Origin of the sequence: Sphingobacterium tabacisoli (assembly GCF_017908035.1) — a bacterium.
Classification (GTDB): domain Bacteria; phylum Bacteroidota; class Bacteroidia; order Sphingobacteriales; family Sphingobacteriaceae; genus Sphingobacterium; species Sphingobacterium tabacisoli.
Genome location: NZ_JAEQMU010000011.1, coordinates 1 through 14,200, shown reverse-complemented (window position 1 = coordinate 14,200; position 14,200 = coordinate 1). Strand labels below are relative to the sequence as shown.

Here is a 14,200-nt window from a genome sequence, read left to right as displayed (position 1 = left end):
ATAACGCTTAGGTAGCATGAATATTAGAAAGTCCATATTGGTAAGAGTGTACCTGGCTTTCGGGCTTATGGTCTTTGGGGCCTTGGCTGTGTTTGCCAAGCTGCTTCACTTGCAATATGTGGATGGGAAAGAATGGAAAGCGATTGCGGACAGTTTGACTATTCAGGAGCGTGTTGTAGAGGCGGCAAGGGGAAATATTTTTTCTAATGATGGTAGTCTTTTGGCTACTTCTGTACCTGAGTATGAAATCCGGTTTGATGCGATGGCTATTCCGGTCGAGCATAACGATGTGTTTAATTTGAAGGTGGACTCCCTGGCTATAAAGCTGTCGGGATTCTTTAAAGATAAATCATCGCGGCAATATCTGAATCTACTGAAAGAGGCACGTAGCAAGAAGCAACGTTACGTCTTGATTAAGCGAGGTGTCTCGCATCAGGACTTAAAGGTATTAAAGACTTTTCCGCTGATGCGGACCTTTAGGGAAGGTAAATCCCGGTTTTCGAGTAGTATGGTTTCGGTAAGGCAAAATAAACGCATCTTACCGTTTACTAATTTGGCCGCTCGGACTATTGGTTATAAAAATGATGAATATCGTGTAGGACTGGAAGGTGCTTATGGCGATTATATCGAAGGAAAAAGCGGAGCACAGATGATGCAGCGTATTGCCGGAGGGGTGTGGGTTCCTTTGAACCGTGAAGTGGAGGTCGCTCCAGTAGATGGGTCAGATATCGTGGCGACTATTGATGTCAATATGCAGGATATGGCGCAGCGGGCTCTGGGTAAGCAGATGAAAATCTCAAATGCAGATGAGGGCTGCGTTATTCTGATGGAGGTGGCTACAGGAGAGGTGCGTGCGATTGCTAATTTCACGAAAGACACGGATGGTGAGTATCGGGAAAAATATAATAATGCGATAGCGCATGCTGCGGATCCTGGGTCAACGTTTAAATTGGCTTCTTACTTGGCTGCTTTGGACGATGGTCTTATTGATACGAATACGATGGTCGATGTGGGAAACGGTACATATAAGGTGCCTTCGCATACGATTCGTGATTCGCATGCGCCGCGGAAATCGATGATGACAGCCAAAGAAGGTTTCGAGGTGTCGTCCAACGTGGCAATAACAAAGTTGATCAACCTGAAGTATGGGGATAATCCGTCCAAGTTTACCTCAAAGTTGCATAGTTGGGGGTTGAATGAGCCTTTGGGGTTGCAGATTCCAGGAGAGGCAAAGCCGGTGGTAAAGACACCGAAGAATAAAAGTTGGAGTAAGTTGTCATTGGTGCAGATGGCTTATGGGTACGAGTTGTTGCTCACGCCATTGCAGACGTTGGTGTTGTATAATGGTGTTGCTAATGATGGTAAGATGGTAGCGCCTTTGTTTGTGAAAGAGATCAGGCATTTGGGGAATACAGTGGAAAAGTTTGAAGCGCGGGTGATAAATAAGGAGATGGCATCTAAAAGTGCGATAACGAAAATGCAGCGTATGTTGGAGGGTGTGATGACGGAGGGGACGGGTAAGAAACTGACGAGTCCGTTGTACACTTCGGCCGGAAAAACAGGAACGGCGCAGATGGCGGATAATGCACGGGGTTATGGACAGCGAAGGTACCAATCTTCTTTCGCGGGATATTTTCCAGCTGAAAATCCGAAATATTCGATGATCGTGGTGATTCGTAATCCACGCAATGGGTATTATGGTGGTTCAGTGGCAGGGCCTGTATTTAAGGAGTTGGCTGATATGGTATACGCAAATGATTTGTCCTTGCATGGCTCGTTTGCGAAACGTAATGTGAATGTTGCAGGTGTGAAGACACCGCTTACATTAGGCGGTTCTAAAGAAGCTTCTACAAAAGTGTATGAGGCTTTGGGTTTTACATCTTACAATTGGAATTCGATAGCACAAGGTGCGGTGACAGATACTTCAAAAAAAGGAGTTCCTTTTATTGAGGTCTCCGTACGTGAGGGGGTAGTGCCAAATGTAGTTGGCATGGGGCTGATAGATGCGCTATATACAATGGAGAATGCGGGATTCAAAAGCCAGGTCGGTGGAAAAGGGAAAGTGATTTCTCAATCACTGGTGCCGGGCGAAAAATTGAAAATAGGGACTAATGTTGCACTTCAATTGAATTAGATATGATATTAAAAGAATTATTGCATGCGGTGCCTGTAATACAGGTTGAAGGTTCGCTCGAAGTGGAGATTGCTTCGGTGTGCTTTGATTCTCGAGAAGTGAAAGATGGGGCGCTCTTTGTAGCGGTTCGTGGTGTGCATACAGATGGACACCTCTTTGTCGATAAGGTGGGGGCTTTAGGGGCTGCGGCTATTGTTGTCGAAGAGTTGCCGGCAGACCTATTGGAGGGGGTAACCTACTTATTGGTCAATGATAGTGCCTATGTCTTGGGGTTGATTGCTGGAAATTTTTATGGCAATCCATCAAAGGATTTGAAGTTGGTCGGTGTGACTGGTACAAATGGAAAGACAACGGTGGCAACCTTGTTGTTTAATCTATTTGATCATTTGGGATATCAGGTTGGGCTACTGTCTACCGTAGAGAATAGAATCGGTGACCGTATTATCCCGGCTACACATACCACACCAGATCCGGTAGCGCTGAATAAGTTGCTACGAGAAATGGTAGAAGAGGGCTGTGATTACTGTTTTATGGAGGTGAGCTCGCATGCTGTGGTACAACAGCGTATAGCGGGTCTGCGGTTTGCCGGTGGAATCTTTACGAATATCACGCATGATCATCTAGATTTCCATAAAACGTTTAGCAATTATATAAAAGCGAAGAAGTGCTTTTTCGATGAGTTGGATCGCTATGCTTTTGCATTGACCAATATCGATGATAAGAATGGAGCGGTGATGTTGCAAAATACTTTCGGGCACCGGAAGACTTATGGTCTGCAAAGTATGGCGGACTTTAAGGCTAAGGTAATAGAAAGTCATTTTGATGGGATGTTGCTTCAGATTGATGGACAGGAGGTTTGGGTCAAATTGGTGGGCGGATTTAATGCTTATAATATTTTGGCAGTATACGGCGCTGCAATTCTGTTGGAGCAAGAGACTTTAAAAGTGTTGACTGCATTGAGTGAGATCACAGGTGCAGAAGGACGTTTTGAGACGGTGCGTTCGGCTAAAGGGATTGTTGGAGTTGTCGATTATGCCCATACCCCCGATGCTGTAGAGAATGTACTAGAGACGATCCAACAACTGCGTACTGGAACACAGCAGATTATTACGGTATTAGGCTGTGGCGGAGATCGTGATCGGACCAAACGTCCAGAAATGGCTAAAGTGGCTTTGAAGTACAGCGACAAGGTTATTATTACTTCAGATAATCCGCGTACAGAGGATCCGCTGGCTATTATCAAGGAAATGGAAGCAGGAATACCTGCCGATAAAAAGAAAAATACGTTTAGTATCTCGGATCGGAGGGAAGCTATCCGTGCGGCATGCCATTTGGCATCGCCTGGGGATATTGTGCTGATTGCCGGAAAGGGCCACGAGAAATATCAAGAAATTAATGGCGTGCGTCATCATTTTGATGATCGTGAGGAATTGGAAAATACATTTAACGAACAATAATAAGAGCCGATGTTATATTACTTATTTAATTGGTTACAAGAGCACTTGCATATTCCCGGGGCGGGGTTGTTTCAGTACATCTCGTTTAGGACGGCAATGGCGGTTATTGTCTCTTTGATTATTACCACCGTCTTTGGTAGCCGTTTGATCCGGTTGTTGCATAAAAAGCAGGTCGGTGAGACTATTCGCGACTTAGGGCTAGAAGGAGAGAAAAAGAAGCAGGGTACACCAACAATGGGAGGATTGATTATCATCGCAGGTATTCTTATCCCGACATTATTGTTTGCCAAGTTGGATAATATTTATGTTATCATCATGATCATTACGACTCTTTGGATGGGAGCTATCGGTTTTCTAGATGATTATATCAAGGTCTTTCGGAAGAATAAAGAAGGGTTGGCGGGCCGATTCAAGGTTATTGGTCAAGTGGGGTTAGGTACGCTGATCGCTATAACGATGTATTTCCATCCGGATATTGTAGTGCGGGAGCAGGTGACAAATCCGAGTTCATCGCGACCTGTGGAGGTGATCATCAATCCACAGACTGGCGAAAAGACTTATGCGGAAAATGTGAAGTCAACAAAGACGAACATTCCGTTTTACAAAAATAATGAGTTTGATTATTCCAAAGTATTGGATGTTTTTGGCCTAGAAGGTAAGTGGCCTACTTTTTTTCTATTCTTATTTGTCGTTGTATTTATTGTGACAGCAGTGTCGAATGGAGCGAATATAACGGATGGTATAGATGGATTGGCGACGGGGACGTCGGCGATCATAGGCATTACTCTCGCGATACTGGCGTATGTATCGGGTAATATTATTTTCTCGGATTATTTGAATATCATGTATATCCCGAATTCGGGAGAACTGGTGATTTTTGCGGGAGCATTTATAGGAGCCTGTACTGGATTCTTATGGTACAATGCTTATCCTGCGCAGGTATTTATGGGAGATACAGGGTCATTGATGATCGGAGGCAATATTGCAGCATTCGCTATCCTGATCCGTAAGGAATTGTTGATTCCGGTGCTGTGTGGAGTGTTCTTGATTGAGTTGGTCTCGGTTATTACACAGGTTTCCTATTTTAAGTATACGAAGAAGAAGTTTGGTGAAGGGCGACGCATTTTCTTAATGTCTCCGTTGCATCATCATTACCAAAAGAAAGGATATCACGAAGCTAAGATTGTAACCCGATTTGTAATTGTGGGTGTTATCCTGGCGATTTTAACCATAGTAACGTTGAAAGTTAGATAAGATGGCAAATATTGCAAATACATATTATCCACAGCAAGGTCGCTTAGTGATTCTGGGAGCAGGAGAGAGCGGCGTTGGAGCTGCTATCCTGGGTAAGGATAAGGGGTTTGATGTATTCGTATCCGACCTAGGGGTGATAGCAGAATCTTATCAGAAGCAGTTGCAAGATGAAGGAATCACTTTTGAAAGCGGTCAGCATACAGAAGCGGCTATTTTGAATGCAGATGTGATTGTCAAGAGCCCCGGTATTCCGGAGAAGGCGCCCTTAATAAAGAAACTGAGAGAAGCGGGTATTCCACTTATTTCGGAAATCGAATTTGCAGCACAGTATACCGATGCACGGTTGATCTGTATTACAGGGTCGAACGGGAAGTCGACAACGACGATGCTGACTCACTATATGTTGGAGAAGGCAGGTCTGAATGTGGGCTTGGCGGGCAATATCGGAAAAAGTTTCGCCCTACAGGTGGCGCGCGCGGATTTTGATGTGTACGTCTTGGAGATATCGAGTTTTATGCTGGACGATATGTACCACTTTAGAGCCGATGTGGCTGTATTGCTGAATATCACTCCAGATCATTTGGATCGGTATGATTACAAGATGGAAAACTATGTGAACTCGAAGTTCAGAGTGATTCAGAATCAAACGGCTAACGATTTCTTTATCTACTGTAGCGATGATGAAGAGACGGTAAAAGCACTGCCGAGATTTGATATAAAAGCAATGATGCTACCTATGACACAAGAAGATGTGGTGTCAGCAGGTGCATATTTAAACGAGAAGAAAGATTTAATAATTAACATACCTAATAGAGAGATATTTGCGATGAATATTGAAGAGTTATCATTACAGGGAAGACACAACGTGTACAATAATATGGCGTCAGGTTTGGTCGCTAAAGTACAAGAGTTGCGCAATCAGACGATGAAGGAGAGTATGGGCTCTTATGTCAATATACCGCACCGATTGGAGCATGTGGCATTTATAGGTGGTGTCAATTATATCAACGATTCTAAGGCTACCAACGTGAATTCGGTATGGTATGCGTTGGAAAGCTTTTCTCCAGATATCGTTCTTCTGTTAGGGGGGGTAGATAAAGGGAATGATTATGATATGTTGCGCGATTTGGTGAAGCAAAAGGTTAAAGCGATTATCTGTATCGGTAAGGATACTTCACGCATTCATGATGCATTTGAAGATGAGGTAGACGTGATTGTAAATAGTGCTTCTATGGATGACGCTGTACAGATCGCATCGCATCTTGCTAAAAAAGGAGATACTGTATTGTTGTCGCCTGCTTGTGCAAGTTTTGATTGGTTTAAGAATTACGAAGAACGAGGAGATAAATTTAAAGATGCTGTAATGGCGTTGTAGCTTAGGTAGTTATCAAGTTAACAAGTGAAGGAGTTATCAAGTTAAGGAGTTAACAAGGTTTTGAATGGTCAAGGCAACTCGATGACAAGATAACTCGATAACAAGATCACTGGATAACAGAGAAAAGAAAGATAATGGAACAGATATTTGCAAAACTAAAAGGAGACAAGTGGATCTGGATTATCGTGATAATTCTATCAGGATGGTCTTTGCTTGCTGTTTATAGTTCTGTAGGTACGTTGGCTTATAAAGAAGGAAAAGGGACGGAACTGTATCTGTTTAAGCATTTTTCTATTGTAGCCGTAGGGTTGCTTTTGATGTATCTGTCCCATAAGTTGGATTACAAATGGTACGCTGGTATTTCGAAGATACTGATGGTTATTACAATCCCTTTGCTGTTATATACGTTGATTTTCGGTAGTTCAGTGAATGAGGCATCGCGGTGGGTTACCATCCCAGTCATCAATCAGACATTCCAAACTTCGGATTTGGCAAAATTGGCGTTGATTACATTTTTAGCACGTATGTTGTCACGTAAGCAAGAGGAGATTAAGGATGTGAAGAAGTCCTTTGTTCCTATTATGGGGGCAGTCTGTGCGGTTTTTGTTTTGATTGCCTGGGCCAACTTGTCCACAGCGGTGATGCTTTTTGGAACCAGTGTTCTTTTGTTGTTGATTGGCCGTATTTCCTTTAGGCAGATTGCTATGGTTACGGCAGGTGTAGCGGTATTGGGAATAATAGTGATCTCCGTTGGTCCACGACGGGCGACTTATTTCAGCCGTATTGAAGGGTTCTTCAAGACGGAGGAAGTGCATGAGACGAACGTTCCTTTTCAGGAGGATAAAAACTATCAGGCGAATAATGCTAAAATCGCAATTGCGACAGGTGGTATGTTTGGTCTGGGGCCTGGGAATAGTGTACAGCGTAATGTTTTGCCACACCCTTATTCGGATTTCATATTCGCGATTATAATTGAGGAATATGGTACGATGGGTGGCGTGATTCTGTTGTTCTTGTATTTGGCTTTGATGTACCGTTGTATTCGTATCGTAACGATGAGTCCACGTGCATTCGGTGCATTTTTGGCAGCAGGTTTAGGATTTAGTCTAACAATACAGGCTCTTGCAAATATGGCGGTGGCTGTAGGATTAGGGCCGGTGACAGGAGTTCCGCTTCCATTGGTGAGTATGGGGGGGACATCCATTTTGTTTACATCTGTGGCATTAGGGATAATTCTGTCTGTGAGTAGGAATATTGAAGAATTAAAAGATAAAGAAGAATTGGACGAGGTGATAAAGCCTAAAAGGGTTGTTGTCGGTACAATTTGATTTTAAGTTAAAGAGTTAAGGGGTTAAAGAGTTAAGAGGTGTCTCCATACGCAATACCCACTACTCAATACTAAATATTAATAAAATGGCGCATAAAGTAATTATCAGTGGTGGCGGTACAGGAGGACATATCTTCCCTGCGATAGCAATTGCTAATGCTTTGCACCGTATTGAGCCCGATGTTGAGATTCTGTTTGTTGGAGCCGAGGGAAAGATGGAGATGGAGAAAGTACCTGCGGCAGGTTATACGATAATCGGTTTGAATATTCAGGGGTTCAACCGTTCATCTTTGCTGAAAAATCTTTCTTTGCCATTTAAGATGCTGGATAGTTTGTTGAAAGCAAGAAGGATTATCAAAGATTTTAAAGCTGACGTCGCTGTAGGTGTTGGTGGGTATGCTTCTGGTCCGTTGTTGATGATGGCAAATATGATGGGAGTACCAACGCTGATTCAGGAACAAAACTCTTTTGCTGGAAAGACAAATAAGAGCTTAGGCAAGAAAGCTAAGAAAGTCTGTGTTGCTTATGAGGGGATGGAGCAGTTCTTTGCAAAGGAAAAGGTGCTATTGACGGGAAATCCCATTCGCCGTACGTCGGTGGATATTGAAGGTAAAAAAGGAGAGGCTTTGGTTGATTTCGGTCTAGAAGCGGGTAAGAAAACTATTTTGGTGACGGGGGGAAGTCTAGGGGCGGGTACGCTCAATGACTGCGTGAAGAATAATATTGATAAGTTGAATGCGGCAGGTGTACAGGTCATCTGGCAATGCGGAGGGTACTATGTGGATAAGCTGACAGCAGAACTTAGAGGGAAACTTCCCAATAGCATTAAAATGTCTGCTTTCTTGCAGAAGATGGATTATGCATATGCTGCCGCAGATCTGATCGTGGCCCGTGCAGGAGCAGGTACAATCTCAGAACTATGTGTGGTCGGTAAGCCTGTTGTTTTGGTGCCGTCGCCTAATGTAGCTGAGGACCATCAGACAAAAAATGCGATGGCATTAGTGAATAAGGACGCCGCAGTGATGGTGAAGGATGTGGAGGCGAGAGATGTGCTGGTGGATAAAATATTGGAATTATTAAATGATGCTCCTACATCGGAGAAGCTGGGGCAGAATATAGAAAAAATGGCCTTGCTGGATGCTGATGAGGTAATTGCAAAAGAGGTATTGAAATTAATCTAGGAATAGGGGATATGAACATTGATCAGATAAAGAAAGTTTATTTAATCGGTATCGGTGGTATCGGGATGAGCGGTCTGGCGCGTTACTTTCATAAACTGGGCTGTGAGGTGAGTGGATATGATAGAACGGAAACGGAACTAACTATGGCTTTGGCTAAGGAAGGTATCCCTGTGGTGTATGAAGATGATGTCACTACGATCGATGCGTCCTTTTCAGCACCATCGGAAGAAGCTTTGGTTATCTATACGCCAGCGGTTCCTAAGGAATTGAAGATAAAGAACTATTTTCTGGATAAAGGCTTTGAGCTTTTCAAGCGCTCACAGGTGTTAGGGATTATCAGTGCTAACCGTTTTACTATTGGAGTAGCGGGGACGCATGGCAAGACGACGACCTCAACTATGATTGCTCATATTTTGAAAGATTCCGGTTATGATTGCTCTGCATTCTTAGGAGGGATAAGTTCAAACTATAATACAAATGTGCTTTTTGGAGCAAATAATGTGGTGGTGGTCGAAGCAGATGAGTACGACCGTTCGTTTTTGACGCTACATCCGGATATCGCTATCGTGACATCTGCAGATGCGGATCACTTAGATATCTATGGCGATGAATCACATTTGATCGAATCATTTGAGATGTATCTGGATAGGGTTGTCGATGGTGGAAAGCGGATTGTGAAAAAAGGCTTGCCTTTTAAAGGAGATATTAGCTATTCGCAGCATGTTGAAGCGGATGCCTATGCTAAAAATATACACGTTAAAGACGGTCAGTTTTATTTTGATTACGTGAGTCATGAAGTGACAATCGCGAATGTTCTTTTAGGTATAGCGGGGCTTCACAATGTGGAGAATGCGGTAGCTGCGATTACGGTAGCGCGACTGTTGAAGATAGATGATTCAAAGATCGTCGACGCACTGGCTAATTTCAAAGGGGCCAAGCGTCGCTTTGAATTTATTGTTAGGAATGAGAAGCATATTTACATTGATGACTATGCGCATCATCCCGAAGAGCTAAGGGCTTTTTTGAGCTCTATGCGTAAACTTTATCCAGAGAAGAAATTGACAGTTGTATTTCAGCCACATTTATTTAGCCGTACGCGTGATTTTATAGATGGATTTGCAGAGGTATTGGGTATGGCGGATGAGCTGTTGCTTATGGAAATATATCCTGCACGCGAATTACCTATCGAAGGAGTGACTTCTTCGTGGTTGTTGGATAAAGTCGATTTGTCGAACAAGCGCGTGGTGAGTCCACAGGAAGTTTTGGAGATCGCTAGGGACGAGCAGCCTGAATTGTTGGTAACAGTAGGGGCAGGAGATATCGATCGATTGGTGAAACCATTGAAAGAATTATTGGAGAGCTAGTATGAGAAATATCAGATGGAGCATGGTTTTTTACGTTTTCTTAGGTCTAGTGATCTTTGTAGGCTTAGCTATGCTTATGAGTCTGGTGTCGAAGAAGGATAGTCAACAGCTATGTAAAGAGTTGAAAGTAGTTGTGGAGGGTAAGGAAACATTTATCGACCAACAGGATATTTCGAAGATGATCGACCAGAAATTCGGGTCAGTTGTCGGAAAAGATTTAGCAGGTATAAAAGTACAACAGATAGAAGAAGCGATCGAAATGTTGCCCTATGTCTCTAATGCGGAGGTGCATCTGGATATGGATGGGACGATGCAGGTCACGGTACAGCAACGCGAAGTCGTATTGCGCGTGATCAACAAAGCCGGACGTGAGTACTATGTGGATCGCTTGGGTAAAAAAGTTCCCGTGACATTGAAATATGTGCCGCATGTGATGGTGGCCAATGGCAATATCAGTGAAGGATATAAGCAGCCGCTAGAGATGGTCGAGTCCAAGTTAGTGCAGGATTTGGTACGTATAGCGGGACATGTTCGAGGCGATAATCTTTGGGAAAACCAAATTGTACAGATTTTTGTCAATGAACAGCGGGATATCGAATTGATTCCACGTGTAGGGCGGGAAGTCTTGGTGATCGGTTCGGCAGATTCTCTAGATTATAAACTTCGAAGGCTAGAAGTGTATTACAAGAATATTCTGCCTAAGGTAGGCAGTGAGGCCTATGAAAAAGTGAACGTCAAGTATGGCGGTCAGATCATCTGTGAGCGCAGGGGGAACTGGTTTATCGACAGTTTGCAGATGAAAATAAATATGAAAAATTAACAATACAGCATAATATACAGCATATGAAACCAAGAATTACAGACATTGAAAGAGAGAATCCAATCATCGTAGGATTGGATATCGGTACAACAAAGATTTGTGTTACTGTAGGGAGACGCAGTGGTTCGAATAAAATTGAGTTGTTGGGCGTTGGTAAAGCCGAATCTGCAGGAGTAAACCGTGGCGTGGTCGCTAATATTCAAAAGACCGTATTCAGTATCAGGGAAGCAGTTTCCTCGGCTGAAGGACAGTCTAATGTGGATATTAAGGTCGTGAATATCGGGATTGCAGGTCAGCACATCAAGAGCATCCAACATCGTGGTATTTTAACCAAAAGCGATGATGACGAAATAGGTAGAATCGATGTAGAACGATTGATTTCGGATATGTATAAATTGGTTCTTCCTCCAGGAGAAGAGATTATCCATGTCTTGCCTCAGGAGTTTACAATAGATAATGAACCTGGTATCAAAGAACCTATCGGAATGGCAGGGCGTCGTATGGAAGCAAATTTCCATATCATCTCTGGACGGGTTACGGATATTAAAAACATCAAGAAGTGCGTTGATAATGCTGATCTTGAAGTTTCGTCCCTGGTGTTGGAGCCTTTAGCATCTTCCGAAGCTGTATTGGATGATGAAGAAAAAATGGCTGGTGTTGTTCTTGTTGATATTGGTGGAGGTACTACCGACGTGGCTATTTTCCACGAGGGAATCATCCGTCATACTGCTGTAATTCCATTAGGAGGTAATATTGTAACTGAAGATATCCGTCAAGGTTGTGCTGTACTTAGAAACCAGGCGGAGCAGTTGAAAGTGAGATACGGATCATCATTGGCGGATGAGAATAAAGAGAATGAGGTAATCTGTGTTCCGGGGATCCGTGGACGTGACTCGAAAGAGATATCGGTCAAGAACTTGGCTTATATCATTCAAGCACGTATGGAAGAAATCATTGAGCACGTATACTACGAAATCAAATCTTCGGGATACGAGGATAAGTTGATTGCCGGTATTGTTATTACAGGTGGGGGGGCACAGTTGAAGCATTTGGTGCAATTGGTCGAGTATATCACTGGAATAGATTGCCGCATTGGTTATCCAAATGAGTACCTAGCAAAGACGGATATGTTGAACAAGCAGACATTTGAGGAAATGAAGAGCCCAATGTACGCTACAAGTATAGGTCTTTTGATCAAAGGTATTCAGATCTTGGAAGACGAGGAAGCTGCAAATCACGAAATGGCGAGCAGAAAGACCGAAAAGGTACAGGTAAAAGAGATTGCTGAGAAGCAAAGTAAAAAAGAGAGCTGGTTTACGAAAATTATTTCAGAGTTCATTCGCGACAATCAAGAGATTGATGATGACACCTTTATAGGTAAGAAATAATTTTCAACACAACGTAGTTTTTTCCACATTTTAACAATTGTGGAAAACTGTTGTTAATAATTTGGTATTATTACATTCGAATTGTTGAGTTTCGTTTTGATCGCTTGGCAGTTCATAAAAATAGGATATTATGTCGATACAATTTGAAATGTTAAAGGAGCAATCATCTATAATCAAGGTTATAGGTGTAGGTGGTGGCGGTGGTAATGCTGTCAATCACATGTACAAGCAAGGGATTAGTGGTGTAGATTTTATTGTGTGCAACACAGATGCGCAAGCGCTGGAGTTGAGCCCAATTCCTAACAAAGTACAATTGGGAGCTAGTCTTACAGAGGGAATGGGAGCTGGTGCAGATCCTGATGTGGGTGAAAACTCTGCTATCGAAAGTATCGACGATATCAAGAGAATGTTAGGCCCCAACACAAAGATGTTGTTTATTACTGCTGGAATGGGTGGTGGTACCGGTACCGGTGCTAGTCCTGTCTTAGCTAAGGCAGCAAAGGAGATGGGGATCCTTACAGTCGCGATTATTACTACTCCTTTTACATTCGAAGGTAAGAAACGTCGTTCGCAAGCGGAAGAAGGTTTGAGCGAGCTTCGTAAATATGTGGATTCATATCTTGTAATTTCTAATGATCGTCTACGTGAGATTTTTGGAAATTTGACGATGACTGCAGCATTCGCGAAAGCGGATGATATATTAACTACGGCTGCCAAAGGTATTGCCGAAATTATCACTATCCCTGGTTATGTCAACGTCGATTTTAAAGATGTTCGTACCGTTATGAATGATAGTGGTGTGGCTATTATGGGTAACCATGTGGCTTCGGGAGAAGATAGAGCGATCAAAGCTGTTACAGGAGCATTAGCTTCTCCATTACTTAAAGATAATGAAATAGAAGGTGCGCGTTATATCCTCTTAAATATTACTTCTGGAAAGACGGAAGTGACTATGGACGAGGTAGCTATCGTTACAGATTTTATTCAGGAAAAAGCAGGGTTGACTGCGGACTTGATTTGGGGTAACTGTATCGACGAAGCATTGGAAGATAGCCTGTCGGTAACTATTATCGCTACAGGATTCCAAACTTCGGAAGAGCGTATCAAAGAGAAGGAGCAAGAGAAAGTAGCATTGCCACTTACTCCAGAGCCGACACCTTCTTTTGTTAAGCCTGTAGGGCAGAACCAATTTGCAGAACGTCCTACGGAAGCGAGAGTAGATAGTTATATAAAGCCTGTAGTGCCTACAGCTGCTAGTGGTGTGGAGCAACCCGTTGCTAGTAAGCCGCAGACAGATTTGTTCTCTGCTCCATCTAAATCTGCTGGATTTACGAATGCATCGGTTCAAGCGGAGCCTCAGATTGTTCGTCATACATTGGATGTACAGGATGATTTTGTAGAAGAAAAAGAAGAGAACCATGGCTTCGAGTTGAAAACTTCTCCTTCTGTTTTTGAATTTAAGTTGCCAACGGTATTTGATGCCTACGAAGAGAAGATTGATGAAGAAGTCACTAGCCAGGTGAATCATATTGTTACTTCGTCAGCACCTACGACACATGTAGGTAGTTCTACTGTAAAAGTAGAAGAAGAAGTGAACTTTGAAGATCAATTGTTAAAGACAAAGGAGCGTATCCTTAGACTGAAAGAATTGAGTATGAAACTGAAGTCTTCGAATGGATTGGCGGAGTTGGAAAACGAACCTGCTTATAAAAGAAAGCAAAAGACATTGGATGATGTGCCTCATTCGGCAGATTCGCAAGTGTCTAGATTCACCTTATCTTTTGATGAAGGGGTGACTGAAATTCGTTCTAATAATTCGTTTTTACACGATAATGTAGACTAATCAGAAAGGATTTCTTATTGCTGTATAAAAAGGTAGGGTGGTCCAAGGAGCGCGCCC

General features: G+C 42.9%; 10 protein-coding genes. All 10 read left to right on the top strand.

The genetic code is table 11. The features are described from left to right. The first annotated feature begins 16 nt into the window (after positions 1-16). Entirely contained in the window at positions 17-2,134 is a 2,118-nt protein-coding gene (locus JKG64_RS22545) for a penicillin-binding protein (RefSeq protein WP_210356513.1), read from the top strand. Between the two features lie 2 nt (positions 2,135-2,136). After that, positions 2,137-3,591 carry a UDP-N-acetylmuramoyl-L-alanyl-D-glutamate--2,6-diaminopimelate ligase gene (locus JKG64_RS22540; RefSeq protein ID WP_210356512.1) on the top strand — a complete coding sequence of 485 codons (1,455 nt, stop codon included), beginning with the start codon at positions 2,137-2,139 and terminating at the stop codon, positions 3,589-3,591. A 9-nt stretch (positions 3,592-3,600) separates the two neighbouring features. Continuing rightward, positions 3,601-4,845, top strand: a complete 1,245-nt coding sequence (gene mraY, locus JKG64_RS22535; protein ID WP_210356511.1) for a phospho-N-acetylmuramoyl-pentapeptide-transferase — start codon at positions 3,601-3,603, stop codon at positions 4,843-4,845. A 1-nt stretch (position 4,846) separates the two neighbouring features. After that, positions 4,847-6,220, top strand: a complete 1,374-nt coding sequence (murD, locus tag JKG64_RS22530) for a UDP-N-acetylmuramoyl-L-alanine--D-glutamate ligase (RefSeq protein ID WP_210356510.1) — start codon at positions 4,847-4,849, stop codon at positions 6,218-6,220. Positions 6,221-6,354: 134 nt separating this feature from the next. After that, entirely contained in the window at positions 6,355-7,548 is a 1,194-nt protein-coding gene (locus JKG64_RS22525; protein WP_210356509.1) for an FtsW/RodA/SpoVE family cell cycle protein, read from the top strand. An 85-nt stretch (positions 7,549-7,633) separates the two neighbouring features. Then, positions 7,634-8,728 (top strand): undecaprenyldiphospho-muramoylpentapeptide beta-N-acetylglucosaminyltransferase, encoded by a 1,095-nt coding sequence (murG, locus tag JKG64_RS22520; protein ID WP_210356508.1) that lies wholly within the window; start codon positions 7,634-7,636, stop codon positions 8,726-8,728. Positions 8,729-8,739: 11 nt separating this feature from the next. Beyond that, positions 8,740-10,092, top strand: coding sequence for a UDP-N-acetylmuramate--L-alanine ligase (murC, locus tag JKG64_RS22515; protein ID WP_210356507.1), 1,353 nt, complete (start codon positions 8,740-8,742; stop codon positions 10,090-10,092). A gap of 1 nt (position 10,093) precedes the next feature. Beyond that, entirely contained in the window at positions 10,094-10,912 is an 819-nt protein-coding gene (locus JKG64_RS22510) for a cell division protein FtsQ/DivIB (protein WP_133582521.1), read from the top strand. A 23-nt stretch (positions 10,913-10,935) separates the two neighbouring features. Further along, positions 10,936-12,300 (top strand): cell division protein FtsA, encoded by a 1,365-nt coding sequence (gene ftsA / locus JKG64_RS22505; RefSeq protein ID WP_133582522.1) that lies wholly within the window; start codon positions 10,936-10,938, stop codon positions 12,298-12,300. A 130-nt stretch (positions 12,301-12,430) separates the two neighbouring features. Then, the gene (gene ftsZ / locus JKG64_RS22500; protein WP_210356506.1) at positions 12,431-14,143 is read left to right on the top strand and encodes a cell division protein FtsZ; all 1,713 of its coding nucleotides are present in this window, start codon (positions 12,431-12,433) and stop codon (positions 14,141-14,143) included. Positions 14,144-14,200 lie beyond the last annotated feature (57 nt).

What these genes read in the sequence shown, in the direction of transcription:
- JKG64_RS22510 (WP_133582521.1), top strand. Translation starts at nt 10,094, where the DNA reads ATGAGAAATATCAGATGGAGCATGGTTTTTTACGTTTTCTTAGGTCTA.
- murD (WP_210356510.1), top strand. Translation starts at nt 4,847, where the DNA reads ATGGCAAATATTGCAAATACATATTATCCACAGCAAGGTCGCTTAGTG.
- JKG64_RS22525 (WP_210356509.1), top strand. Translation starts at nt 6,355, where the DNA reads ATGGAACAGATATTTGCAAAACTAAAAGGAGACAAGTGGATCTGGATT.
- murG (WP_210356508.1), top strand. Translation starts at nt 7,634, where the DNA reads ATGGCGCATAAAGTAATTATCAGTGGTGGCGGTACAGGAGGACATATC.
- JKG64_RS22545 (WP_210356513.1), top strand. Translation starts at nt 17, where the DNA reads ATGAATATTAGAAAGTCCATATTGGTAAGAGTGTACCTGGCTTTCGGG.
- ftsA (WP_133582522.1), top strand. Translation starts at nt 10,936, where the DNA reads ATGAAACCAAGAATTACAGACATTGAAAGAGAGAATCCAATCATCGTA.
- mraY (WP_210356511.1), top strand. Translation starts at nt 3,601, where the DNA reads ATGTTATATTACTTATTTAATTGGTTACAAGAGCACTTGCATATTCCC.
- ftsZ (WP_210356506.1), top strand. Translation starts at nt 12,431, where the DNA reads ATGTCGATACAATTTGAAATGTTAAAGGAGCAATCATCTATAATCAAG.
- JKG64_RS22540 (WP_210356512.1), top strand. Translation starts at nt 2,137, where the DNA reads ATGATATTAAAAGAATTATTGCATGCGGTGCCTGTAATACAGGTTGAA.
- murC (WP_210356507.1), top strand. Translation starts at nt 8,740, where the DNA reads ATGAACATTGATCAGATAAAGAAAGTTTATTTAATCGGTATCGGTGGT.